Origin of the sequence: Modestobacter sp. VKM Ac-2978 (assembly GCF_026968025.1) — a bacterium.
Classification (GTDB): Bacteria; Actinomycetota; Actinomycetes; order Mycobacteriales; family Geodermatophilaceae; genus Modestobacter.
On sequence record NZ_JAPVBP010000003.1, the window covers coordinates 153,488 to 176,868 of the forward strand.

The 23,381-nt window shown below is 74.4% G+C and carries 24 protein-coding genes; 11 read left to right on the top strand and 13 right to left on the bottom strand.

From position 1 onward, the window contains the following. Window positions 1–6 precede the first annotated feature (6 nt). Entirely contained in the window at window positions 7–1,242 is a 1,236-nt protein-coding gene (locus tag O2W53_RS08310) for a sensor histidine kinase (RefSeq protein ID WP_269162587.1), read from the top strand. Beyond that, on the top strand, window positions 1,239–1,910 hold the full coding sequence (locus tag O2W53_RS08315; protein WP_269162588.1) for a response regulator: 672 nt from the start codon (window positions 1,239–1,241) through the stop codon (window positions 1,908–1,910). Before O2W53_RS08310 ends, O2W53_RS08315 begins: the two co-directional genes overlap by 4 nt. Window positions 1,911–1,916: 6 nt before the next feature. Here O2W53_RS08315 and O2W53_RS08320 read toward each other — a convergent pair whose 3' ends face one another. After that, window positions 1,917–2,837, bottom strand: coding sequence for an SDR family NAD(P)-dependent oxidoreductase (locus O2W53_RS08320; protein ID WP_269162589.1), 921 nt, complete (start codon window positions 2,835–2,837; stop codon window positions 1,917–1,919). 144 nt (window positions 2,838–2,981) lie between these two features. Between O2W53_RS08320 and O2W53_RS08325 the strand changes: the two genes are divergently transcribed. Then, window positions 2,982–6,356 carry a pyruvate carboxylase gene (locus O2W53_RS08325; protein ID WP_269162590.1) on the top strand — a complete coding sequence of 1,125 codons (3,375 nt, stop codon included), beginning with the start codon at window positions 2,982–2,984 and terminating at the stop codon, window positions 6,354–6,356. Between the two features lie 8 nt (window positions 6,357–6,364). Here the strand turns inward: O2W53_RS08325 and O2W53_RS08330 are convergent, their stop codons facing one another. Then, complete coding sequence (locus tag O2W53_RS08330; RefSeq protein WP_269162591.1) at window positions 6,365–7,129, bottom strand: SDR family NAD(P)-dependent oxidoreductase; 765 nt, start codon at window positions 7,127–7,129, stop codon at window positions 6,365–6,367. A gap of 116 nt (window positions 7,130–7,245) precedes the next feature. Here O2W53_RS08330 and nhaA point away from each other — a divergent pair, with 116 nt between their 5' ends. After that, the gene (gene nhaA, locus O2W53_RS08335) at window positions 7,246–9,903 is read left to right on the top strand and encodes a Na+/H+ antiporter NhaA (protein WP_269162592.1); all 2,658 of its coding nucleotides are present in this window, start codon (window positions 7,246–7,248) and stop codon (window positions 9,901–9,903) included. After that, window positions 9,900–10,898, top strand: a complete 999-nt coding sequence (locus O2W53_RS08340; protein ID WP_269162593.1) for a DUF2332 domain-containing protein — start codon at window positions 9,900–9,902, stop codon at window positions 10,896–10,898. The genes nhaA and O2W53_RS08340 overlap by 4 nt, the downstream gene beginning before the upstream one ends. 15 nt (window positions 10,899–10,913) lie before the next feature. On the opposite strand, the gene O2W53_RS08345 is transcribed toward O2W53_RS08340, so the two are convergent. Continuing rightward, window positions 10,914–11,369, bottom strand: coding sequence for a MarR family winged helix-turn-helix transcriptional regulator (locus tag O2W53_RS08345; protein ID WP_269162594.1), 456 nt, complete (start codon window positions 11,367–11,369; stop codon window positions 10,914–10,916). A 124-nt stretch (window positions 11,370–11,493) separates the two neighbouring features. Here O2W53_RS08345 and O2W53_RS08350 point away from each other — a divergent pair, with 124 nt between their 5' ends. Together O2W53_RS08350 and O2W53_RS08355 are read left to right on the top strand one after the other, a co-directional pair. Then, window positions 11,494–12,006, top strand: a complete 513-nt coding sequence (locus O2W53_RS08350) for a hypothetical protein (protein WP_269162595.1) — start codon at window positions 11,494–11,496, stop codon at window positions 12,004–12,006. A 1-nt stretch (window position 12,007) separates the two neighbouring features. Next, window positions 12,008–12,277, top strand: a complete 270-nt coding sequence (locus O2W53_RS08355; RefSeq protein ID WP_269162596.1) for a hypothetical protein — start codon at window positions 12,008–12,010, stop codon at window positions 12,275–12,277. Between the two features lie 19 nt (window positions 12,278–12,296). On the opposite strand, the gene O2W53_RS08360 is transcribed toward O2W53_RS08355, so the two are convergent. The 4 genes from O2W53_RS08360 to O2W53_RS08375 form a co-directional block, all read right to left on the bottom strand. Then, window positions 12,297–13,271 (bottom strand): methyl-accepting chemotaxis protein, encoded by a 975-nt coding sequence (locus O2W53_RS08360; RefSeq protein WP_269162597.1) that lies wholly within the window; start codon window positions 13,269–13,271, stop codon window positions 12,297–12,299. Beyond that, complete coding sequence (locus O2W53_RS08365; protein WP_269162598.1) at window positions 13,268–13,783, bottom strand: PAS domain-containing protein; 516 nt, start codon at window positions 13,781–13,783, stop codon at window positions 13,268–13,270. The genes O2W53_RS08360 and O2W53_RS08365 overlap by 4 nt, the downstream gene beginning before the upstream one ends. Window positions 13,784–13,930: 147 nt before the next feature. Then, entirely contained in the window at window positions 13,931–15,193 is a 1,263-nt protein-coding gene (locus tag O2W53_RS08370; protein WP_269162599.1) for a glutathionylspermidine synthase family protein, read from the bottom strand. Then, on the bottom strand, window positions 15,190–15,618 hold the full coding sequence (locus O2W53_RS08375) for a hypothetical protein (protein WP_269162600.1): 429 nt from the start codon (window positions 15,616–15,618) through the stop codon (window positions 15,190–15,192). The genes O2W53_RS08370 and O2W53_RS08375 overlap by 4 nt, the downstream gene beginning before the upstream one ends. 165 nt (window positions 15,619–15,783) lie before the next feature. Here O2W53_RS08375 and O2W53_RS08380 point away from each other — a divergent pair, with 165 nt between their 5' ends. After that, window positions 15,784–16,572, top strand: coding sequence for an alpha/beta fold hydrolase (locus O2W53_RS08380; RefSeq protein WP_269162601.1), 789 nt, complete (start codon window positions 15,784–15,786; stop codon window positions 16,570–16,572). Window positions 16,573–16,642: 70 nt separating this feature from the next. After that, complete coding sequence (locus O2W53_RS08385) at window positions 16,643–17,044, top strand: VOC family protein (RefSeq protein ID WP_269162602.1); 402 nt, start codon at window positions 16,643–16,645, stop codon at window positions 17,042–17,044. Window positions 17,045–17,117: 73 nt separating this feature from the next. Here the strand turns inward: O2W53_RS08385 and O2W53_RS08390 are convergent, their stop codons facing one another. Both O2W53_RS08390 and O2W53_RS08395 read right to left on the bottom strand, forming a co-directional pair. Continuing rightward, window positions 17,118–17,570 (bottom strand): nuclear transport factor 2 family protein, encoded by a 453-nt coding sequence (locus O2W53_RS08390; protein ID WP_269162603.1) that lies wholly within the window; start codon window positions 17,568–17,570, stop codon window positions 17,118–17,120. A 26-nt stretch (window positions 17,571–17,596) separates the two neighbouring features. Further along, a complete protein-coding gene (locus tag O2W53_RS08395) occupies window positions 17,597–17,995 on the bottom strand; it encodes a DUF2237 family protein (protein WP_269162604.1) in 399 nt (132 codons plus the stop codon). 92 nt (window positions 17,996–18,087) lie between these two features. Here O2W53_RS08395 and O2W53_RS08400 point away from each other — a divergent pair, with 92 nt between their 5' ends. Together O2W53_RS08400 and O2W53_RS08405 are read left to right on the top strand one after the other, a co-directional pair. After that, entirely contained in the window at window positions 18,088–19,011 is a 924-nt protein-coding gene (locus O2W53_RS08400; RefSeq protein WP_269162605.1) for an NAD(P)H-binding protein, read from the top strand. Continuing rightward, window positions 19,008–19,802 carry a CPBP family intramembrane glutamic endopeptidase gene (locus O2W53_RS08405; RefSeq protein WP_269162606.1) on the top strand — a complete coding sequence of 265 codons (795 nt, stop codon included), beginning with the start codon at window positions 19,008–19,010 and terminating at the stop codon, window positions 19,800–19,802. The genes O2W53_RS08400 and O2W53_RS08405 overlap by 4 nt, the downstream gene beginning before the upstream one ends. A 6-nt stretch (window positions 19,803–19,808) precedes the next feature. On the opposite strand, the gene O2W53_RS08410 is transcribed toward O2W53_RS08405, so the two are convergent. From O2W53_RS08410 to fmdA, 4 genes are all read right to left on the bottom strand, one after another. Then, a complete protein-coding gene (locus O2W53_RS08410; RefSeq protein WP_269162607.1) occupies window positions 19,809–20,843 on the bottom strand; it encodes an alpha/beta fold hydrolase in 1,035 nt (344 codons plus the stop codon). A 32-nt stretch (window positions 20,844–20,875) separates the two neighbouring features. Next, window positions 20,876–21,703 carry an MOSC domain-containing protein gene (locus tag O2W53_RS08415; protein WP_269162608.1) on the bottom strand — a complete coding sequence of 276 codons (828 nt, stop codon included), beginning with the start codon at window positions 21,701–21,703 and terminating at the stop codon, window positions 20,876–20,878. Window positions 21,704–21,776: 73 nt separating this feature from the next. Continuing rightward, window positions 21,777–22,049 carry an FmdB family zinc ribbon protein gene (locus tag O2W53_RS08420; protein WP_269162609.1) on the bottom strand — a complete coding sequence of 91 codons (273 nt, stop codon included), beginning with the start codon at window positions 22,047–22,049 and terminating at the stop codon, window positions 21,777–21,779. A 60-nt stretch (window positions 22,050–22,109) separates the two neighbouring features. Continuing rightward, window positions 22,110–23,372: a formamidase gene (gene fmdA, locus O2W53_RS08425; RefSeq protein WP_269162610.1), complete on the bottom strand. Its 1,263-nt coding sequence runs from the start codon at window positions 23,370–23,372 to the stop codon at window positions 22,110–22,112. Between the last annotated feature and the right edge of the window lie 9 nt (window positions 23,373–23,381).

The window sequence follows — 23,381 nt, forward strand, 5'->3', positions numbered from 1 at the left end:
CTGCCCGTGGAGACGGGTGACGGGTCGGTGGTCGAGGTGGCCGGTGGCCGCCGGTGGCCCTGGGCGCGGCTGCGCGACCTGGCCTTCGTGGCGCTCGGTGTGCTCGGGGCGGCCACCCTGTTCGTCGGCGAGGGGCCCGTGGCGGACATCCCCACCGGGACGTGGCTGCAGGCCCTGGGCACGCTGACGGTCGCCGTCGCCCTGTGGTGGCGACGGCGGTACCCGGTGCGCGTGGCGCTGCTGGGCTGCGTCGTCGTGGCCGTGGGGGGCTCGTGGCTGCCGCTCTGGCTGGCCCTGCTGACCGTGGCCATCCGGCACCGCGACCGGTGGCTGGCGCTGGTGGTGGCCGCGGCGCTGGTCGCCCTGGTGGTGAACGGCGCGACCGAGATCGGGCTCGACCTGGTGTTCGCCGATCCCCTGTACGCCGCGGTCACGGCGGCCTTCGCGGTGGTCATGATCGGGTTCCCGGCGCTGCTGGGTGCCTACCTCGGTGCCCGCCGCGACCTGGTCCAGTCGCTGCAGGAGCGGGTCGCCCAGACCCAGGCCGAGCAGCGGCTGCGCGTCGAGCAGACCCGGCAGGCCGAGCGCACCCGCATCGCCCGGGAGATGCACGACGTGCTGGCGCACCGCATGTCCCTGGTGGCGCTGCACGCCGGCGGCCTGGAGGTGAACCCGGCGGCCGGCCCGGCGGAGGTCGAGGAGTCGGCCGCCCTCATCCGCACGACCGCCCGGCAGGCCCTGGAGGAGCTCCGCACGGTCCTGGGGGTGCTGCGCGCCGACACCAGCCTGCCCGAGCCGGTCGATCCGGCCGAGGCGGAGCTGTTGCCGCAGCCCACCCTCGCCGACGTCGACCGGCTGGTCCGGGCCAGCGCCGAGGCAGGTGTCGCGGTGCAGCTGCACACCGACCTGCCGACCGGGCAGACCCCGCCCCCGCTGGTCGGCCGCACCGCGCACCGGGTCGTGCGGGAGGCCCTCACGAACGTGCACAAGCACGCCGCCGGTGGCACGGCCACCGTGCTGCTGGCCGGGGAACCGGGCGGCGGTCTGCAGGTGCGGGTGCACAACAGCGCCCCGGCGACGGCGGCGGCACCGTTGGTGCCCGGGGCCGGCCTGGGCCTCCTGGGGCTGCGCGAACGGGTGGAGCTGGTGGGTGGCCGGCTCAGCACGGGAGCGCAGCCCGACGGCTTCCTGGTGCACGCCGACCTGCCCTGGCCCGATCGCGGAGACGGAGACCTTCCATGAGCGGGTCGGCGGCCGAGCCCGTGCGCCTGTTGCTGGTCGACGACGACGCGCTGGTGCGCGCCGGTCTGCGCGCCGTCCTGGCCAGCGCCCCGGAACTGCGCGTGGTCGGTGAGGCCGGGGACGGCGCGGACGCGATCGAGGCCGTGCTGCGTCACCGGCCGGACGTCGTGCTGATGGACGTGCGGATGCCGCGGATGGACGGGCTGGCCGCCACGGCCGCGCTCACTGCCCGCTCCGACGCCCCCAGGGTGCTGGTGCTGACCACCTTCGACCTGGACGAGCACGTCTTCGGTGCGCTGCAGGCCGGGGCCAGCGGCTTCCTGCTCAAGGACACGCCACCGCGGGAGCTGGTCCAGGCGGTCCGGGTGGTCGCCGCCGGTGAGGCCATGCTCTCCCCGACCGCCACCCGGCGGCTGATCACCCGCTACACCGACACGGGCGCCGACGTCCGCCGCCAGGAGGCGCGGGCGCGGATCGAGACCCTCACCGACCGGGAGCGCGAGGTGCTGCTGGCCGTGGGGCGGGGCCTGTCCAACGCCGAGATCGGCAAGGAGCTGTTCCTCAGCGAGGCGACGGTGAAGTCCCACGTCTCGCGGGTCTTCACCAAGCTGGGCACGGCCAACCGCGTGCAGGTGGCGATTCTGGCCCACGTCGCCGGGCTCCTCTGACCGGGGTCAGATGCCCCAGGAGCTGCCGCGCGTCGCCTCCTTCTCCGGCACCGGCGCGAACACGTTGCCGGTGGTCGGCGGCACCGGATCGCGGCCCATGCTGAACGCCTTGAGCAGCGGGCCGACCAGGGCGTCGAACACCGGCGGGAAGAGCCGGAACCCGGCGATGATCACCGGGTTGGCGAAGCCGGACTGCTTGAGCCGGCGCGGGTTCGCCACCCGGTCCAGCACGGCCCGGGCGACCCGCTCCGGGGTGTAGACCGGCGGCGGCGGGTGGGCGCCGTTGCCGAGCACGGTGGCCGCCTGGTCGTAGATCGGTGTGGTGACGCCGCCGGGGGCGACGGCGGAGACGTGCACGTCGGGCAGCTCGCGGAGCTCCTGCTGCAGTGTCCGGATGAGCCCGAGCTGGCCCCACTTGGCGGTGACGTAGGCGCTCATGGTCGGGGCGGTGATCGAGGCGAGCAGCGAGCTGACCACGACGAGCGAGCCCCGGCGTTGGGCGCGGAACACCGGCACGACCGCCTGGAAGACGTGGAAGGTGCCCTGGACGGCGGTGTCGACCACCCGCTGGAACACGGCGGGGTCCATGTCCTCGATCCGGCCGTAGGCCATCACGGTGGCGGAGTGGACGACGACGTCCAGCCGGCCGAAAGTGCCCGTCGCGCGGTCGACGGCGGCCTGCACCGCCTCGGCGTCCAGGACGTCGGCGGGCACGCACTCGACGGCCGCGGCGCCGGCGGCCCGGCAGTCGGCCGCGGCGTCGGCGAGGGCGGTGGCGCTGCGGGACGCCAGCACGAGGGAGGCACCGCGCCGGGCGAACCCGATCGCGCTGGCCCGGCCGATGCCGCTGGAGGCGCCGAGGACGAGCACGACCTCCCTCAGCTCGCGGGCGGAGGAGACGTCGTCAGCCGGGCTCTGGGCGGTCACGCCGGGGGGCTACCCGGCGCAGCGCCGGGGCACGCGCGTTGCGCACAACAGAAACGTCCGGCAGTCAGGCAGCCGGGCGCGCCGCTAGCGTCGGCCCCCGAGGGCGCGCGTGCCGGCCCTCCCCCGACACGAGAGGACGCGCCCGTGTTCGAGAAGGTCCTGGTCGCCAACCGCGGCGAGATCGCCGTGCGCGCCTTCCGCGCCGCCTATGAACTGGGCGCCGGGACGGTCGCCGTCTTCCCGCACGAGGACCGGAACTCCGTCCACCGGCTGAAGGCCGACGAGAGCTACGAGATCGGCGAGCCCGGCCACCCGGTGCGGGCCTACCTCGACGTCGCCGAGATCGTCCGGGCCGCCCAGCGCGCCGGCGCCGACGCCGTCTACCCCGGCTACGGGTTCCTGTCGGAGAACCCCGACCTGGCCGAGGCCTGCGCGCGGGCCGGGATCACCTTCGTCGGCCCGAGCGCCGCCGTCCTGGAGCTGACCGGGGACAAGTCCCGGGCGATCGCCGCGGCCCGTGCGGCCGGCCTCCCCGTGCTGCAGGGCACCGAGCCCAGCGACGACGTCGACGCGCTGCTGGCCGCCGCGGACGCGATCGAGGGCCCGGTCTTCGTCAAGGCCGTGGCCGGTGGTGGCGGGCGCGGCATGCGCCGGGTCGAGCAGCGTGACCAGCTGCGCAGTGCCATCGAGGCGGCGATGCGGGAGGCGGAGTCGGCGTTCGGGGACGCGACGGTCTTCCTGGAGCAGGCGGTGATCGACCCCCGGCACATCGAGGTGCAGATCCTGGCCGACGGGCAGGGGGACGTCATCCACCTGTACGAGCGCGACTGCTCGGTGCAGCGCCGGCACCAGAAGGTCATCGAGATCGCCCCGGCGCCGAACCTGGACCCGGCCCTGCGCGAGCGGATCTGCGCCGACGCCGTCGCCTTCGCCCGGGAGATCGGCTACAGCTGCGCGGGCACGGTCGAGTTCCTGGTCGACCGCGAGGGCCGGCACGTCTTCATCGAGATGAACCCGCGGATCCAGGTCGAGCACACGGTCACCGAGGAGGTCACCGACGTCGACCTGGTGGGCAGCCAGCTGCGGATCGCGGCCGGGGAGACCCTCGCCGACCTGGGGCTGACCCAGGAGTCGATCGTGCTGCGCGGGGCGGCGCTGCAGACCCGGATCACCACCGAGGACCCGGCCAACGGCTTCCGCCCGGACACCGGCCGGATCACCGCCTACCGCTCGCCCGGCGGGGCCGGGGTGCGGCTGGACGGCGCCGCCACCCTGGGCGCCGAGGTGGGCGCGCACTTCGACTCGATGCTGGTCAAGCTCACCTGCCGGGGTCGCACCTGGGACATCGCGGTGGCCCGGGCCCGCCGCGCCGTGGCCGAGTTCCGCATCCGCGGGGTGTCGACGAACATCCCGTTCCTGCAGGCGGTGCTGGACGACCCGGACTTCCAGGCCGGCCGGGTGACGACGTCGTTCATCGAGGAGCGGCCCGAGCTGCTCACCGCCCGTAGCTCCGCCGACCGCGGCACCAAGATGCTCACCTACCTGGCCGACGTCACGGTCAACGCCCCGCACGGTGAGCGCCCGCACCTGGTCGACCCGGTGCAGAAGCTCCCGCGGCTGGACCTGGCGCTGCACCCGCTGGACGGCTCCCGGGACCGGCTGCGCGAGCTGGGGCCCGAGCGGTTCGCCGCCGACCTGCGCGCACAGAAGGCCCTCGCGGTCACCGACACCACCTTCCGGGACGCGCACCAGTCGCTGCTGGCCACCCGGGTGCGCACCAAGGACCTGCTGGCCGTGGCCGGGCATGTGGCGCGGGCGACCCCGCAGCTGCTGTCGATCGAGGCCTGGGGCGGGGCGACCTACGACGTCGCACTGCGGTTCCTGCACGAGGACCCGTGGGAGCGGCTGGCGGCGCTGCACGAGGCGGTGCCCAACATCTGCCTGCAGATGCTGCTGCGCGGGCGCAACACCGTCGGCTACACCCCCTACCCGGAGCAGGTGACGACGACGTTCGTGGCCGAGGCCGCCCGCACCGGGATCGACGTCTTCCGGGTGTTCGACGCGCTCAACGACGTCAGCCAGATGCGCCCGGCGATCGACGCCGTCCGGGAGACCGGGACGGCGATCGCCGAGGTCGCGCTCTGCTACACCGCCGACCTCTCCGACCCGGCCGAGCAGCTGTACGACCTCGACTACCACCTCCGGCTCGCCGAGCAGATCGTCGAGGCCGGGGCGCACGTGCTGGCGATCAAGGACATGGCCGGGCTGCTCCGCCCGCCGGCGGCGGCCACGCTGGTCACCGCGCTGCGTGAGCGGTTCGACCTGCCGGTGCACCTGCACACCCACGACACCCCCGGCGGGCAGCTGGCGACGCTGATGGCGGCCTGGCAGGCCGGGGTCGACGCGGTGGACGGCGCCAGCGCGGCGCTGGCCGGGACGACGTCCCAGCCGGCGCTGAGCAGCATCGTCGCCGCCACCGACCACACCGAGCGGGCCACCGGCCTGGACCTGACGCGCGTCAACGACCTGGAGCCCTACTGGGAGTCGGTCCGCCGGGTCTACGCGCCCTTCGAGTCCGGGCTGCCGGCCCCGACCGGGCGGGTCTACACCCACGAGATCCCCGGCGGGCAGCTGTCCAACCTGCGCCAGCAGGCGATCGCCCTCGGGCTGGGGCAGCGGTTCGAGGAGGTCGAGGCGATGTACGCCGCGGCCGACCGGCTGCTCGGCCGGCTGGTCAAGGTCACCCCGTCGTCGAAGGTGGTCGGCGACCTGGCGCTGCAGCTGGTCGGTGCGGGGGTGGACGTCGAGGAGTTCGCCGCCGACCCGGGGCGCTTCGACCTGCCCGACTCGGTGGTCGGGTTCCTGCGCGGCGAGCTGGGCGACCCGCCCGGTGGCTGGCCGGAGCCGTTCCGCACCAAGGCGCTGCAGGGACGGCGCCCCGCTGAGCCGCCCGCGGAGCTCTCGGACGAGGACCTGGCGGGTCTGGCGGAGGCGCCGCGGCCGACGCTGAACCGGCTGCTGTTCCCCGGCCCGACCAAGGAGTTCCAGGAGCACCGGGAGGCCTACGGGGACACCTCGGTGCTGCCGAGCAAGGAGTTCCTCTACGGCCTGCGCCAGGGGGTCGAGCACTCGGTCGACCTGGAGCCCGGCGTGCGGCTGCTCATCGCGATCGAGGCGATCTCAGACGCCGACGAGCGGGGGATGCGCACGGTGATGTGCACGCTCAACGGCCAGCTCCGGCCGGTGTCGGTACGGGACCGGTCCGTCACGTCCGACGTCCAGCCCGCCGAGAAGGCCGACCGCAGCGACCCGGGGCAGGTGGCCGCACCGTTCGCCGGGGTGGTCAGCCTGTCCGTCGCCGAGGGCGACACGGTGGAGGCGGGCGGGCAGCTGGCCACCATCGAGGCGATGAAGATGGAGGCCGCGATCACCGCGCCACGGGCCGGCACGGTCTCCCGGGTCGCGATCGGCGCCGTCCAGCAGGTCGAGGGCGGTGACCTGCTCGTCGTCCTGGGCTGACCCGGGCCTCAGCGGGCGGTCCAGCCGCCGTCCACGGTCAGGGTGTGGCCGGTGACCAGGGAGGCCGCCGGGGAGGCGAGGAAGGCGACCGCGGTGGCGACCTCCTCCGGCCGGCCGATCCGGTGCAGCGCGGCGATCCGGTCGACGACGTCGGCCCGGAACGCCGGGTCGGACAGCGCCGGCTCGGTGCCCGGCGTCTCGATGAAGGTCGGCGCAACCGCGTTGACCCGGATGCCCAGCTCGCCCCACTCGACGGCCAGGCACCGGGTCAGGTGGATGACGGCTGCTTTCGCGGTGCAGTAGGCGGACTCGCCGGGCAGCGCGACCAGCCCGGCCTGTGAGGCGACGTTGACGATCGCCCCGCCGCCGGCCCGGGCCATGTGCCGGGCGGCGTGCTGGGCGAGGAAGAACGTCGAGCGGGTGTTGCGGGACCAGACGGCGTCGAAGTCCGCCTCGGTCAGCTCCAGCGCCGAGGCCATCACCCCGCCGCCGGCGTTGTTCACCAGGACGTCGACCGACCCGAGCTCGTCGACCACCCGGTCGATCGCCGCCCGGCTCTGGGCCAGGTCGGTGACGTCCATCGGGACGGCGACCACCCGGCGTCCGAGCGCGGCGATCTCCCCGGTGAGCCCGCCGTCGGACGCGACGTCCCGGAGGCCCAGGCCCACGTCGGCGCCGGCCGACGCGAGCTCCAGGGCGATCGCCCGGCCGATGCCCCGCGCCGCCCCGGTGACCACCGCGACCTTGCCCTCGAGAGCTCCGTGGTCCGCCATGTCGGTCCTCCTGGTGGTCCGTGCCGCCGCACGGTCGTCCGGCGGGCAGGCCGGTTCCGCCGGACGGGTCGTCCGGCGGATTCCGCGCCGTCACATCGGCAGGGTAGGAACAGCGCGTGACGTCCCCGTCCCGCACCTCGAGCCGAGCCTCCCGGACCGGTCACCTGCTCGCCCAGCTGTCCACCCCGGCCCGCCGGTTCCTGCAGACCGAGGCGTCCAGCGCGGCGCTGCTCGTCGTCGGCACCCTGGCCGCGCTGCTGTGGGCCAACTCCCCGTGGGGCGACTCCTACGAGCGGGTGTGGCACACCGAGCTCAGCCTGGAGCTGGGCTCCATGGCCGTCGCCATGGACCTGCGGCACTGGGTCAACGACGGCCTGATGGTGTTCTTCTTCTTCCTCATCGGCATGGAGGTGCGCCGCGAGCTGTCGATGGGGGAGCTGACCCAGCGCAGCCGGCTCTCGGTGCCGGCGCTCGGCGCGGTCGCCGGGCTGGTGGTGCCCGCGGGGCTCTACCTGGCGATCAACGCCGGTGGCCCCGGCGCGCAGGGCTGGGGCATCCCGATGGCCACCGACACCGCCTTCGTCCTCGGTGCGCTGGCGCTGGTCGGCTCCCGCTGCCCCACCCAGCTGCGGGTCTTCCTGCTCTCACTGTCCGTCGTCGACGACATCGGCGCGCTCACCGTGATCGCGGTCTTCTACTCCGACGACATCGACCTGGTCGCCCTCGGTGTCGCCGCGCTGTGCGTGGTCGCCTTCGGACTGCTCACCCGGCTGAAGGTGTGGCGCGGGCCGGCCTACTTCGCCGTCGGCGTGGTGATGTGGCTGGCGATGCACGCCTCGGGGGTGCACGCCACCATCGGCGGCGTGGTGCTGGGCCTGCTGGTCAGTGCCTACCGGCCGCGCCGGGACGAGGTGGAGTCCGCCGGCACGCTGGCCCGCGCCTTCCGGCAGGCACCCGACGTCGCGCTGGCCCGGCGGGCGAAGCTGTCGGTGGAGCGGGCGATCTCGCCGAACGAGCGGATCGGCGCGCTGCTGGTGCCGTGGAGCGGGTACGTCGTCGTCCCGGTGTTCGCGCTGGCCAACGCGGGGGTGCAGTTCAACACCGAGCTGCTGGACCGGGCGCTCACCTCCCCGATCACGATCGGCGTCTTCGTGGGCCTGGTCGTCGGCAAGTTCGTCGGCATCGGGCTGGCGTCCACGCTCGCCGTCCGGTTCGGGATGGGCTCGCTGCCGCCCGGGGTGTCGCTGGGCAGCGTGTGGGGCGGGGCGGCGCTGTCCGGCCTGGGCTTCACCGTGTCGTTGTTCGTCGCCGACCTGGCCTTCGACGACCCGGTGCTGCGCGAGGAGGCGATGGTCGGCGTCCTGGCCGCCGGCGTCGCCGCCGCCGCGCTGGGCGCGGTCTGGTTCTGGGCGCTGGGACGACGTTCGCCGCAGGTGGCCAGCACCGGGCCCCGGCAGCTGGACCCGCCGGTCGACCCGGAGGTCGACCACCTCCGTGGCCCGGTCGACGCGCCGCTGACCCTGGTCGAGTACGGCGACGCCGAGTGCCCGTTCTGCGGCCGGGCGACCGGGGTGGTCGAGGAGCTGCGCCGCCGGTTCGGCGACGACCTGCGCTACGTCTTCCGGCACCTGCCGCTGCCCGACGTGCACCCGCACGCCGAGCTCGCCGCCGAGGCCACCGAGGCCGCCGGCGCCCAGGGCGCGTTCTGGGCGATGCACGACCGGCTGTTCGCCCACCAGGACCAGCTCGAGGCCGACCAGCTGCTCGACCACGCCGCCGCGCTCGGGCTGGACCTCGGCCGCTTCGCCGAGGAGCTGGGCAGCGGCACGCACGCGGCCCGGGTCCGCGCCGACGTCGTCGGTGCGGAGGCCAGCGGGGTGCAGGGCACCCCGACGTTCTTCGTCAACGGTGTCGGGCACGACGGCCCGACCACCACCGAGGCGCTCGCCGCCGCGCTGGTCGCCTCCGACCCGCGCGGGCCCGGCCACGGCAGCCTGCTGCCGGCGGCCGAGTTGGTCACCCCGGCGCGGTCGTCGGTGGCCCTCTCCCCGGCCGCCCAGCTGCCCGCGATGGACGTGCTGCCGGGCGAGCGCCTCGCCGAGACGCCGGAGGACGGCGCCTCGCCACGGCTGTCCGACGGGCACACCGCCGTGCTGCGGCGGGTGGGGCGCCGGCTGAGCACCACCCGCGGGCAGGTGCTGCTGCGCTCGGGGCAGGCGGAGTTCGACTTCTTCGTCGTCCTCGCCGGCGCCGTCGCGGTGGTCGAGGGGCCGCTGGACGGCGGGCCGGACGGCGGCAAGCGGGTGGTGGCCGTGCACGGCCCGGGGCGGTTCCTGGGCGGGCTGAACATGCTGGCCGGGCAGCGACCGGTGCGCTCGCTGGTGGCCGCCGAGGACGGTGAGGTGCTGGTGCTCAGCCTGGAGCAGCTGCGCGCCGTCTTCACCCGGGACCGGGGGCTGGCCGACGTCATCACCCGGTCGTTCCTGCTGCGCCGGGCGATGCTCATCGGGCAGGCGAGCGGGCTGCGGGTGGTCGGCGACCGGCGCTGGCCGGCCAGCGCCGAGCTGCGGGCCCAGCTGGCCGAGGACGGGGTCCCGCACACCTGGCTGGACCCGGCCGAGGACGACGCCGCCGCCCGGCTGCTCGCCGAGCTCGGGGTCGAGGAGGCGTCCGCGCCGGTGGTGCTCACCCCCGACGGCCGGGTGCTGGTGGAGCCGACCCGCGACGACCTGGCCCGCTTCGCCGCCGCCCCGCGCGACCTGACCACCACATGAGGTCCCTGGACGAGGAGCTGACCGACCTGGCCGACCACTACCGGTGGTTCGCCCAGGTGGAGGCCGCGCCGGTCTCGCCGCGGTACGCCGAGCTCGCTGCCGCGGTCGCCGAGGACGCCGAGGTGCTGGCCTTCCTGGGCACCCTGCCGCGGCCCAAGCGGCAGGCCAACCTGCTGCTCGGCGCGCTGCAGTACCTGTACGGCGGCCCGCCGGCCGACGGCGGGCAGCTGCACGAGCGGGTCACCGGCGACGCCGACCGGCTGCGGGCGACGATGCTGGCCCGGGCGACCCAGACCAACGAGGCCGCCCGCTGCGCAGCGCTGCTGCCGGTGCTCGCCGGCCTGCCCGGGCCGCTGGCGCTGATCGAGGTGGGCGCGTCGGCCGGGCTGTGCCTGTACCCCGACCGGTACGGCTACGCGTACGACGACGTCCGGGTCGGGCCCGCCTCGAGCCCCGTGCAGCTGCGGTGTGCGGTGACCGGGCGTGGGCCGGTGCCGACGGAGGTGCCGCAGGTCGTCCGCCGGGCCGGCATCGACCTGAACCCGCTCGACCCCGCGGACCCCGACGACGTCGCCTGGCTGCAGGCGCTGATCTGGCCGGGCATGGACGAGCGACGCGACCGGCTCACCGCCGCGGCCGCGATCGCCGCCCGGGAGCCGGCGGAGATCCGGCGGGGCGACCTGGTCGAGCAGCTGCCCGGGCTGGTCGCCGCGATGCCGGCTGAGGCCACCGTCGTCGTCTTCCACACCGCGGTGCTGGCCTACCTGCCGACGCCGGCGAAGGAGGCGTTCACCGAGCTGGTCACCGGGCTGCCGGTGCGCTGGGTCTCCCAGGAGGGGGTGGGCGTGCTGCCCGCCGTCCGGGAGCGGTTGCCCGCGCCGCCGGCCGACGACGAGGCCCGCTTCCTGCTGGCCCTGGACGGCGAGCCGCTGGCGTACACCGCCGCCCACGGCGGCCGGATCGACTGGCTCCCCGCCGCGGCCGCCCTCGGCTGAGGTCCCCGAGGCGGGTCAGGGGGCCGGCGGAGGACGGCGGGAGAGCTCCGTCGTCAGCCGGAACAGGTCGCCGTCCGGGGGGAGCGCGGCCAGCGAGCGCAGTTCGACGTCCACGGCGGTGATCGCGGCCTGGCCGGCGGCGAGCAGCCGGTGGCCCTGCTCGGTCACCTCGAGCAGCGCCCGCTTCCCCCGGCCCGGCCCCGCCGGTGCGACCGCGCCGGCCTCGATGAGCGCGGCGACCGTGGCGTGCATGCTCTGCGGGGTCACCCGGGCCCGGCGGGCGAGCTCCGTGTAGGACAGCCCGGGCTGCCGGGCCAGATGGCCGAGCGCGCCCATCAGCCGCAGCGACAGGCCGCTGGCCTCCAGCGCCGCACCCAGCCGTGACTCGACCTCCCGGCCCAGGGCGACGAGGAGCACGGCCGGGCTCGTCGCCGGCGGCTCCGCGGCACCCGGCGCGGTCGGGTCGGTCACGTGGGTCTCCCTCGGTCCACCGCCCGGACGGCGGAGCGCCCCATCCTTGCAGCCTCCAGCACCGCAGACCGTCCCTAGTTTCAGTCGGGCTGATACTATCCGCGGCGACCGAGAGGAGCAGTCGATGGCGGGGTTCCTGCTGAGCGTCCACGTGGTGGCCGCGATCGTGTTCGTGGGGTCGGTGACCGTGGCGGTGAGCCTGTTCCCCCGCTACGCCCGGCTCGCGCTGGAGGAGGAGACCGCGGCCCCAGCACTCCCGGCGGTGCACCTGCTGCACCGGATCAGCCGGGTGTACGCGGTGCTGGCGCTCGCCGTCCCGGTCTTCGGGATCGCGGTGGGGTCGGCCCTCGGGGTGCTCGGCGAGCCCTGGGTGCTGGTCTCCATGGCGCTCACCCTCGCCGCGGGGCTGCTGCTGGGTGGCGTCGTCCTGCCCCGGCAGCGACAGCTGCTGCAGCTGGCCGAGGGCGGCCCGGGGCCGACGTCCGCCGCGGGTGCACTGGTCGCGCCGACGACCCGGCAGACGGACGCCGCCGTCCTGGTGCGCCGGCTGGCCATGGCCTCCGGCACCTTCAACCTGCTGTGGGCGGTGGTCGTGGTGCTGATGATCCTGCGCCCCGGGTCGACCACGGGGGTCTGAGGTGCAGACCCGCTGGCTGACGGTCGCCGCGGCGGTCGAGACGGCGTCCCTCGTCCTCCTGCTGGCCAACCTGGCGACGGTGCACCTGCCGGCGGTCGCCTCCGCGCTGGGCCCGGTGCACGGCTTCTGCTACCTGGTCGTGATCGTGCTGGCCTGGCAGCTGCCGGTGCCGACCCGGGTGCGGCTGCGCGCCCTGGTACCGGCGATCGGCGGCCTGCTGGTGCTGCGGCTGTGGCGCCGGGAGACGAGCTTGGCCTCGCGCACGAGCTGACTCCGGGCGGGTGTGGAGGTCAGCCGCGCATCTCGCCGAGGAAGCCGGTCATCTGCGACCGCAGCTGCTCGGCCAGCTGGGAGAGGCCGGGGGAGGCGCCGCCGTCCTGGCCCAGTGCGGGTGAGCCGTCCACGGCCGTGGTGATGCCGTCGACCAGCCCGGTCATGTCCGCGACCGTCGTCCCGACGTTGCTCATCACCTCGGCGACGTCGTCGCAGGCCGCACGCACCGACTCCACCTGGGCGGTGACCCGCTCCGTGGCACTGGCGGTCTGGTCGGCGAGGTCCTTGACCTCGGAGGCGACGACGGCGAAGCCCTTGCCCGCCTCGCCGGCGCGGGCCGCCTCGATGGTGGCGTTGAGCGCCAGCAACCGGGTCTGCGCGGCGACGGCGTCGATCAGCGCGATCACCTGCTGGATCTCGGTGGAGGAGGCCTCCAGCGAGGTGATCGTCTCCCCGGCCCGACGCACCTCGGTGCTCGCGGAACCGGCGGCTCCGGTCAGCCCGGCAGCCGAGGCGCTCAGCTCGGTCGAGGCCGTGGCCACCTGCTCGGACATGGCCAGCACGACCGACTCGAACTCGTCGGCCAGCTGCAGGCGGGTGGCCTGCGCCTCGGTGACCCGGCCGGCGGAGGCGCGCATCGCCTCGGCCGCCTGGTTGAGCACGCCGGCGCTGCGGCGGAAGGTGCCGGGCAGCCCTGCGGGCAGCACCCGACGGTGGAACCGGCCGCTCGCGGCGGAGGTCAGGGCGGCCCCGGCCTCCCGGACGAAGGTGTCGGAGACGTCCAGCAGCTGGTTCACCCCGTGCTGCAGCTCGCGCAGCTCGGGTACGTCCGCCGAGCCGTCCACCGCACGGCTGCGGGCCTCCAGGTCACCGGCCGCCGCGGCCCGGCAGACCGCGCTCAGCTCGCGGACGAAGGCGCGGTAGACCGCCAGCTCCTCCTCGGCGCCCCGGGGCCCCCCGCCGTTCCGTCGCCTCCTCGGCAGCGCGCTCACCGAGGCCCTCCCTCACCGATCAGCGACCAGACGAACTCGTCGTAGCTCATCGCCCGCTCGGCCAGCAGCGAGCTCAGCAGCGCCGAGGACGCCGCGGTCGCTGCCCGGGCGTTCGGGTGGCGCCGCTCCTCGGTCAGCAGCAGGTCGTAGACCGGGCGCACCCCGGCGATCGCCTGCGGTGCCGGCGCCCGGCGGCTGGAGTGGTAACCGATCACCGTGCCGCCGGGGTCGAAGGTGGGCGTGACGTTGGCGAGCACCCAGTAGTTGGCGCCGTCGGCGGCCAGGTTGTCCACGTAGGCGAAGACCTCCTGGCCGGCGGCGACGGTGTCCCACAGCAGCGCGAAGACCCCGCGGGGCATGTCGGGGTGCCGGATCAGGTTGTGCGGCTGCCCCAGCACCTCGTCCTCGGCGTACCGGGAGACCCGGAGGAACGACTCGTTGGCGTAGGTGATCACCCCGCGCAGGTCGGTCTTCGACACGATCAGGTCATCGGGCTCCAGTCGGCGCTCCACGCCGCTCGGCTGCACCGTTCGCCGTCCGTGCCGCGGCTGCGCGCGCTCCGGCAGCGTGTCCGTCCCCACGTTTGCTGCGTCCCCCTCGTGCCGGTTCCTCTGTCCAGCTTCGGCGGCGGGGCGGAGGAGTTGAGCGGAGCGCGGGGCTCAGGCCGACCAGGTCGTGTTCGGTGGGCGGCGGAAGTCGATGGTGTGCGGGACGAAGTAGGACAGGTCGTCGGTGATCAGCCCGTCGGACTCCCGGATGCCCAGGCCCGCCGCCTCCCCGTCGACCACCCACGCGCCGAGCACCGGGTGGTGCGGGCCGTCGGGGCCGGCGAAGTCCGGCAGCGCGCACAGCTGCTGCACGACCCAGCCCTCCGCGCCGTACTTCCCGCCGAGCGAGGCCAGCGGCGCGCCGCCGGGGGCGAACAGCTCGACGTTGTTGCCCTCCCGGCCGAACAGCGGCTTGCGGGCGTACCCGGTCCGCTCCAGCTCGGCGGCGCGCGGGTCGTCGGCGAAGTAGGCGGGGAGCAGGTGCTTGGCGATCACCGGGTCGTCGGCGTAGCGCTGCCAGAGCACCGGCAGCAGCCCCTTGTTCGACCACAGCATCTTCCAGATCGGCTCGATCCAGGTGGTGCCGTCGGGGGTCCACAGGTCGGCGATCACCGAGGGGCCGTAGGCGTCGTCGAGCAGCCACTCCCAGGGGTAGAGCTTGAAGACGACGTCGACCCGGTTGCCCTTGGGGTCGTAGAACCGGGCGTCGCCGGTGTCCAGGCCCAGCTCCTCGGTGGTCAGCACCACCGTCTCGTAGCCGGCCCGCTGGACGGTGTCGGCCAGGTAGGCCACCGTCATCCAGTCCTCACCGCTGCGGTCGCCGTTGGTCCAGGCCAGGTGCACCCGGGGACGGCGGCCGTGCTCGGCCTCCCAGCGGGACAGGTTGCGCCGCCAGGCGTCCACCAGCCGGTCGTCGAGCTGGTTCCACTGGTCGCGGCCCTGGCCGGTCTCCAGGTGCCAGGCCCACTGCACGACCGCGGCCTCGACCAGCGAGGTCGGGGTGTCGGCGTTGAACTCCAGCAGCTTCGGGGCGCCCTCGCCGTCCCACCACAGGTCGAAGCGGCCGTAGACGCTGGGCGGCTCGGAGTCCCAGGTGGCCTTGATGACCTCCCGCGCGTCGTGCGGGATCCGCATCCGGTCCAGCAGCCGCTCGTCGGCCAGCGCCACGTCACCGGCCTCGACGCAGGCGGCGAAGAGCTGGTCGGTGACGTCGGCGAGGTGGTCGATCTCGGCGGAGGTGAAGTCGTAGAAGACGTCCTCGCGCCAGTACGAGCGGGTCTCGCCGCCGGGGACGGTCGTCTTGTTGTAGACCAGCCCCTGGCTCTCGATCTCGGCCTCCCAGCCGAGCCGGGCCGTGCCGTAGAGCCGTCTCACGAGCCGACGCTCCCGCTCCCGACCCGGCCCGAGCCGATGCCGCCGGAGATCCGGGTGCCGGAGGTGACCCGGCCGCTGCCGGGCAGCCCGGCCCGGGACCGCGCCGTGGTGTCGGCGGGGTTCACCCGGGTCGCCGCGCCGGTGTACTGCTGCGGGATGGTCTGGCCGACCGCGTACCGGTTGCCGCCGAAGCCGCCCAGCAGGAAGAAGTAGGGCACCCCGCCGATGAAGCCGCCGTTGCGCTCGGCCTCCTCGCACTGCTCCTCGTCCACGACCTGGTCTTGCTCGTCGACGCAGTAGACCCGCTCGGCCTCCTGCTCCTCCTCACCTGCGACCCCACAGGCGGACAGGAAGCCCATCGCCGCCCCGGTCAGGCTGACCGTGCCGATCGCCGCCCGCACCCGGTTGCTCCTCGACGTGCTCACCGTCCGCGCTCCTCACCTGGGCGTCCACCGTGTCCCCGGACCGCACATGCTGTCGGACCCGGCGTCCTGCCGTGCACCCGCCCCCTCGCATCATCCCCGGATCCGCAGCCCAGGCGGCGTCCGCCGCACGCGGGTGCCGGACCGCGACGGGGGTAGGGGCCGGGGATGGACCTCGCAGCGCACCGGACCGGTTCCGGCGACCCCCTCGTCCTCGTGCACGGCCTGGGCGGTTCCTGGCGCTCCTGGGACCCGGTGCTCCCCGGCCTGGCCGCGGCGCGGGAGGTGGTGGCCGTGGACCTGCCCGGCTTCGCCGGCGACACCCCGCCGCTGGCCGACCCCGGCTTCCGCTCGCTCACCGACGCGGTGGCCGACTGGCTACGGGCCGAGGGGCTGGCCGACGCCCCGCTGGTCGGCAGCTCGCTGGGCGCCCGGATGGTGCTGGAACTGTCCCGGCGCGGGCTGGGCGGGGACGCCGTGGCCCTCGACCCGGGCGGGTTCTGGACCGACCGGGAGGCCGCGGTGTTCCTGGCCAGCCTGCGCGCCTCGATCGCGCTGGTCCGCCGGGTCCGGCCGGCGCTCCCCACCCTGCTGGGCAACCCGGCCGGGCGGACGGCGCTGCTGGCCCAGTTCTCCGCCCGCCCGTGGGCGCTGGACGGCGAGGTGGTCACCCGTGAGCTCACCGGGTACGCGGACTCGCCGTCCTTCGACGCCGTGCTCACCGACCTCGCCCGCGGGCCCCGCCAGCAGGGCGCCCCGGCCGGGTCGCTGCCCGGCCGGCTGACCATCGGCTGGGGACGGCGGGACCGGGTGACCCTGGCCCGCCAGGCGGCGCGGGCGCTGGAGGCGTTCCCCGACGCCGAGCTGCACTGGTTCGACGGGTCCGGTCACTTCCCGATGTGGGACGTGCCCGCGGAGACCGTCGCCCTGGTGCTCGCCGCGACCGCCCGCCGATGAGTTCCCCGGCGGTGGCCGGTCTGACCCATGACGGGACCGGACGGTGGTCCCACGAACCGAGGAGCTCCCTGTGCGCACCATCTTCGTGAACCTGCCGGTCACCGACCTGGACCGGGCCACGGCCTTCTACGCGGCGCTGGGCTTCCGCAACGACGCCCGGTACACCGACGAGACCGGGGCCGCGATGGTGGTCGAGGAGAACATCATGGTGATGCTGCTGACCAGGGAGAAGTTCGCCGGGTTCGTGGCGGGCGAGGTCGGCGACCCGGCGCAGGCCACCTCGGTGCTCAACGCGATCTCCGCGGCCGACCGGGCGGAGTGCGACGACCTGCTCTCCCGGGCGCTGGCCGCGGGCGGCAAGCCCTGGCAGCCGGCCCAGGACCACGGCTTCATGTACGGCACCAGCTTCACCGACCCGGACGGCAACGTCTGGGAGGCGGCGTGGATGGACCCCGCCGCCCTCGAGGGCTGACCCGCCCCGTCGAGTGGCGACCTGTGCACGCCTCCCCGGCGGGCGAGGCGTGCGCAGGTCGCCGGTCGGTGGCTCAGCGCAGCGGGATCTCCGGCTCGTCCGGCGTCCGGGGGCCGGTCAGTCGCCGCTCGGCCTCGGTGATCGGGACGTCGTTGATGCTGGCCTCTCGTCGCCGCATCAGCCCGTGCGCGTCGAACTCCCAGTTCTCGTTGCCGTAGCTGCGCCACCACTGCCCGTCGGCGTCGTGCCACTCGTACTGGAACCGGACGGCGATCCGGTCGTCGGTGAACGCCCACAGCGACTTGCGCAGCACGTAGTCCTGCTCGCGGGCCCACTTGGCGGTGAGGAAGTCGACGATCTCGGCCCGGCCGGTGACGAAGGTGTCCCGGTTCCGCCAGGCCGAGTCCTCGGTGTAGGCCAGTGACACCCGCTCGGGGTCCCGGCTGTTCCAGGCGTCCTCGGCCGCCTGCACCTTCGCGGCGGCGGTCTCGGCGGTGAAGGGGGGCAGCGGCGGGCGGTCGGTCACCGGACCATCCTGGCCCGGTCCGCAGCTCAGAGCGAGGAGAGGTCGTCCGGGACGTCGACGGCCTGGGACCGCAGCGCCTCCAGCGGCACCACCTCCAGGGCGCGGGCGTTGGTCGCGGCCAGCACCACCCCGGCCGGTGTGCCCGCCTGGAGCGCCTGGAGCCAGCGGACGGCGACCATGCACCAGCGGTCGCCGGGGCGCAGCCCGGGGAAGTCGTACTCCGGGCGCGGGGTGATCAGGTCGTTGCCCAGCTCGCGCTGCATCTCCAGGAACTCGGCGGAGACCACGGCGCAGACGGTGTGGCTGCCCAGGTCGGCCGGCCCGGTGCGGCACGACCCGTCCCGGGTGAAGCCGGTCATCGGGTCGGTGCCGCACGGCTCCAACGGACCGCCCAGCACGTTGCGGTCCTCGCCGGGGGCGCTCATGGGCCTGATCATCGCGCCGCCGGAGCCGGCGCGCCGGGTGGGCCGTGCGCTTCTGAGTCGCGCCCGACCGGCCGCACCGGGAGGCTGGGGGCGTGCGAGTACTGGTCACCGGGGCGTCGGGGTTCGTCGGCAGCAGGCTGGCGCCTGCCCTGGAGGAGGCCGGGCACGAGGTCCGGGCGATGACCCGGCACCCGGACACCTACTCCGGCGCCGGCACGCCGGTGCCGGGGGACGTCGGCGACGAGGCGTCGCTGCGGACCGCGCTGGCCGACTGCGAGGCCGCCTACTACCTGGTGCACTCGCTGGACTCCGCGGACTTCCAGGAGAAGGACGCCGCTGCGGCCCGCGCCTTCGCCCGGGCCGCAGCCGACGCCGGGGTCCGCCGGATCGTCTACCTCGGCGGGCTCGGCAGCGACTCCGACGACCTCTCCGCACACCTGCGCAGCCGCCGCCAGGTCGAGCGGCTGCTGGGCGAGACGGGCGTGCCGGTCACCGCCCTGCGGGCCGGGATCGTGGTGGGGCACGGCGGGGTCTCCTGGGAGATGACCCGCCAGCTGGTCGCCCACCTGCCGGCGATGGTCACCCCGCGCTGGGTGCACACCCGCACCCAGCCGATCGCGATCGCCGACGTCGTCCGGTACCTGGTCGGGGTGCTGGAGGCGCCGGAGGCCGAGGGGCGGGCGTTCGACGTCGGTGGCCCCGAGGTGCTCGAGTACCTGGAGATGCTCACCCGGGTCGCGGAGATCCAAGGCCGCCGGCTGCTGATCGTCCCGGTGCCGCTGCTGAGCCCGAAGCTCTCCTCCTACTGGCTGTCGCTGGTCACCGACGTCGACGTGCAGACCGGCCGGTCGCTGATCGACTCGATGACCAACGAGGTGGTGGTCAAGGACGACTCGATCCGCCGGGTCGTCCCCTTCGAGCCGATGACCTACGACGAGGCGGTGCTCACCGCGCTGGGTGAACGGGCGCGCGCTCGCCGGGAAGCCCGGGCGTCGACCACGGGGCTGGTGGGATGACCCGCACCACGCGGCGGCCGGGCCAGGCGCTGCTGTCCGACGCCCGGCTGGCCCGGCTGCTGCGCCGGGCGCCGTCCTGGCTGGTGGACAAGGTGCCGCGCGACCACCGGGAGTCCGACGAGGCCTTCCGCCGCCGCCGCCGGGTGACCGCCGGGGTCTCGCTGGCCGGCGCCGGGCTGCTCGGGGTGTCGCTGTCGCAGAAGCCCAACTCGACGTCGTTCTACGCGCTGACCATGGGCGTGGCCGGCACCTGGGTGGCCGGGGGGCTCGCCTCCGGGCCGCTGCACCTGGGCTGGGTGCAGACCCCGAAGGCCACGTTGCGCCGCCCGCTGCTCACGCCGGTCGTGGCCGGGGCGGCGGCCTTCGCCGGGTTCTACGGCGCCGCGCTCGTGGCCAAGCGCATCCCGCCGCTGGACGCGGCGGTGTCCCGGGTGCTGCGGTACGCCCAGCAGGGCTCACCGCCGCTGGTGCTCACCACCACGCTGGCCAACGGCCTCGCCGAGGAGGTCTTCTTCCGCGGCGCGCTGTACGCGGCGGCCGGCGTCCACCACCCGGTGCTCAAGTCCTCCGCCGTCTACACGCTGGCCACCGTCGCGACCCGCAACCCGGCGCTGGTGCTGGCCTCGGTGCCGATGGGCCTGCTGTTCGCGCTCCAGCGGCGGGTCACCGGCGGCATCCAGGCGCCGATGCTCACCCACGCCACCTGGTCGGTGCTGATGCTGCGGTACCTGCCGCCGCTGTTCGCCGACGAGCCCTCGGTGAACGACCCGCACCCGGCCGAAGAGCTCTGAGCCCGGTCAGGCCGGGCGGGCCAGCAGCTCCCCCAGCTCGCGGTCGATGAACTCGTTGTCCGCGGGGTTCTGCCCCAGGCCGGCGAAGTGCCCGTAGACGGTCGGGATGACCCGGACCTCACCGTTCTCGATGAACTGCGAGGCCCACTCCTCGTCCTCCGGCGGGAAGTACAGGTCGGTCTTCGCCGGCATGGCCACCAGTGGGCAGCGGATCGAGCGCAGCGCCGCCTCGGTGTCGCCGTCGAAGCCCGGGGTCTTCCCGACGTCGCCGTGCTCCCAGGTCCACAGCATCCCCAGCAGGTCGTTGGGGTCGCGCTCGTCGAGCCAGTAGCCCTCCCAGAAGCCGACGAGGAAGTCCTCGAGGGAGGAGAAGCCCAGGTTGCGGTACTCCCGCTGCCAGTAGAAGGCCTGGGAGAGGCCCCAGCCGGCGTAGATCCGGGCGAAGGCCCGCAGACCGGCGGTGGGCAGCGCGTCGGGCCGGTAGCGCCCGCCGGCGAACGCCGGGTCGAGGGTGAGCGCGGCCCGCAGGCTCTTCAGGAAGACCTGGTTGTGCTCGCTGGTGATCGCCGAGCCGACGATGGGCGCGGCCCGCTTGACCATCTCGGGGTGGCTGACCGCCCACTGGTAGGTCTGGCCGGCGCCCATGGAGGACCCGACCACCAGCTCCACCGACTCGATGCCCCACTGCTGGGTGAGCAGCCGGTGCTGCACCTCGACCTGGTCGTGGAAGGTCACGTGCGGGAAGTTCGGCCCGTCGTAGGGCGGCGGGGTGTTGCTCGGCGACGTCGACAGGCCGTTGTTGAGCTGGTTGGGCATCACGATGAAGTACTTCTCGGGGTCGCAGGCCTTCCCCGGCCCGACCGACCACTCGTTGGCGTCGTGCCAGGCGCTGTACCAGGTGGGGTGGACGATCACGTTGGACTTGTCCGCGTTGAGCGTGCCGTACGTCTTGTAGGCGAGCTGGGCTCCGCGCAGCGTCGCGCCGCCCTGCAGGACGACGTCCCCCAGGTCGAAGAGCTCGTGGTCGGTGGGCCGTGGCATCGGTGCTCCTCGGGGCTGCGGAGACGGACGGGTCAGGCGGGCTGGACGGCGGTCTCGTCGACGAGCTCGACCGGGTCGCCGAGGGAAATCTCGCCGGGCTGCTCGACCGTGGCGTACATGCCGAGGATCACCGCGCCGTTGTCCGGCAGGTGCGCCACGGGCGTGCTGAGGTCGGTCGCGAGCTCGCCGCGGTAGCGCACGATCGCCTTGAGCGTGCTGAAGTCGACCACCCCGCTGTCGGGGTTCTCGTTGGTCACGACGCAGCGCGGCACGGGCCCGACCACCTGGACGGTGGCGCCGCCGATCCGCACCCGCCGGCCGGCCCAGGTGTCCTCCTCGTGGACGTCGCAGCCGTCCACCTCCACGAGCATCCGGAAGCGGCGGTGGTCCAGCCGCTCGCCGTCGGGGGTGACCCGCCGCAGGTGCTCCAGCGTCGCGGTGGAGATGAGCGTGACCGGGTGGACGTCGACCGCGTCACCGGGCCGGTCGACCGCGACCAGGTGCACCTCGCGCCCGACGAAGTCGCTGAGCGCGGCCGACCACGGCCCCTCGACGAGGTGCCCGTCGACGGGGCGCCCGTAGAAGTCCGTGCGGACCGCCTCGCCGAGCTCGGTGGTCCGGCCTGCCACGGGCGGGCGGTCGGGGAAGAGCAGTCGGAGCTGGTCGTCGCCGGGGTCGAACTCGGCGGTGAGCTGCACGAGCGGGCCGTGCTGCTTGCCGTTGAACAACCGCCGTCGGGCGTCGACCAGGTGGAAGCGCCGGTTCTCCGGCACGCCGTTCCGGGTGACCGTCACGGTGCGTGGACCGTGCAGGGCGGTGCCCTTGACCGGGGTGGTCGAGAGTCGGGAGACGAGCGGCATGGCCCTCCGTCCGGAGCGGTGCTGGTGCCGGTGCGTTGGACCGTAGCCGGGGTCGGGCGGTCCCGCTGCCGGGTCAGTGCCGGTGGGCCCCACCGCCGGGCAGGCGGCGTCCCGTGGGTGGGCCGGTGACCACCGGCTCGCCACTGCGGGCCCGGTCGACGCGGGCACGGTCGGCGCGGCCGGCGTCGCGCAGCGCCCCGGCGGGAGAGCGCCCGACCCCCACGCGGTAGTGGCGCTGCGCCGTCCGGTCGCAGGCCGGGCAGGGTGCCGTGGCGGCGGCGTCCCGCATGTCGCGGTGCAGGTCGAACGGGCCGCACTCGGGGCAGCGGAACTCGTACAGCGGCAACGCGGTGCTCCTCTCGGGGGAAGGAGGTGCGGGGCGGGCCGGGCCCGCCCCGCACCAGCGTCAGTCGGCCGTCAGGTCCCGGCCGCCGCCGGCACCGTCGGGCAGGATGTTCCGGTCGAAGATCGACAGCGGGATGCTGATCGAGACCGCGCTGTTCGGGATGTCGACCACCCCGCCGATCCGGCCGTCGATCGGTGCTGCCCCGAGGAACAGGTACGCCTGCTCGAAGGTCCAGCCCATGGCCGGCATCAGGTAGTTGATGGCGTTGAGGCAGGCCTGGCGGTAGGCGACCGTCGCGTTCATGTAGTAGTTGCGGCCGTCCTCGACGCTGATCCCCTCGAAGGTGAGGAACTCCGAGTAGTTCGGGCCCACCCGGCCGGGCTTGAAGAACGGCATGGACTGCTTGTGACGGTCCATCCCGCCCTTGATCAGGTCGAAGTGCAGGTCGATGAAGCCGGGCATCTCGATCGCCCCGCAGAAGGTGATCTCGCCGTCCCCCTGGGCGAAGTGCAGGTCACCGATGGAGAACTTGCCCCCGGGCACGTACACCGGCATGTAGACCCGGCTGCCCACGCCGAGGTCCTTGATGTCGACGTTGCCGCCGTGCTCGCGCGGCGGGATGGTCCGGCAGGCCTCGGCGGCCGCCCGGTCCAGGTCCGCGCCGCGCAGCGTCCCCAGCAGCGCGTCCTTGGAGAGCGGGGGGAGGGCGAGCGCCGGGACCTGCGGCGCCCCGGGGACGTCGCCGTCGTGTGCCGGGACGTCACCGGTGACCCGGTCCGGGTTCTGGTCGATCAGCGCCTGCTCCCGCCGGTTCCACTCCGCGAGCAGGTCGGGCGAGGGGGCGCAGCCGAAGAGTCCGGGGTGGGAGTTGCCGATGAACCGGACGCCGGGCACGTGCCGGCTGCTGGTCCAGATGCCGTCGAGGTCCCAGATCGCCTTCGACGCCTGGGGGGAGTGGTCCGTGAGGAAGCCGCCGCCGTTCTCCTTGGCGAAGATCCCGGTGTAGCCCCACTCCTGCTCCTGGAAGGGGCCGATGTCCACGATGTCGACGACGAGCAGGTCACCGGGTTCGGCGCCCTCGATGGCGAACGGCCCGCTGAGCATGTGGCACGGGTCGATGTTCATGTCGCGGATGTCGTCGGCGTCGTCGGTGTTGCGGACCTGGTCGTCGGTCCAGTCCTTGCACTCGATCCGGTAGGTCCCGCCGGGGGCCACCGTGTTGGCGGGCGGGATGTCGGGGTGCCAGCGGTTGTGGCCGGGCACCGTCTGGTCGCGCATCGACACGCTCAAGTCGCGGTTGATCTCGAAGATCACTTCGGGCACGGGAGGCTC

Excerpts from the sequence above, each read along its gene's own strand:
- O2W53_RS08415 (WP_269162608.1), bottom strand. The coding sequence starts at position 21,703 with ATGCCGCTCGTCTCCCGACTCTCGACCACCCCGGTCAAGGGCACCGCC.
- O2W53_RS08410 (WP_269162607.1), bottom strand. The coding sequence starts at position 20,843 with ATGCCACGGCCCACCGACCACGAGCTCTTCGACCTGGGGGACGTCGTC.
- O2W53_RS08405 (WP_269162606.1), top strand. The coding sequence starts at position 19,008 with ATGACCCGCACCACGCGGCGGCCGGGCCAGGCGCTGCTGTCCGACGCC.
- O2W53_RS08315 (WP_269162588.1), top strand. The coding sequence starts at position 1,239 with ATGAGCGGGTCGGCGGCCGAGCCCGTGCGCCTGTTGCTGGTCGACGAC.
- O2W53_RS08340 (WP_269162593.1), top strand. The coding sequence starts at position 9,900 with ATGAGGTCCCTGGACGAGGAGCTGACCGACCTGGCCGACCACTACCGG.
- O2W53_RS08330 (WP_269162591.1), bottom strand. The coding sequence starts at position 7,129 with ATGGCGGACCACGGAGCTCTCGAGGGCAAGGTCGCGGTGGTCACCGGG.
- O2W53_RS08395 (WP_269162604.1), bottom strand. The coding sequence starts at position 17,995 with ATGAGCGCCCCCGGCGAGGACCGCAACGTGCTGGGCGGTCCGTTGGAG.
- O2W53_RS08350 (WP_269162595.1), top strand. The coding sequence starts at position 11,494 with ATGGCGGGGTTCCTGCTGAGCGTCCACGTGGTGGCCGCGATCGTGTTC.
- O2W53_RS08380 (WP_269162601.1), top strand. The coding sequence starts at position 15,784 with ATGGACCTCGCAGCGCACCGGACCGGTTCCGGCGACCCCCTCGTCCTC.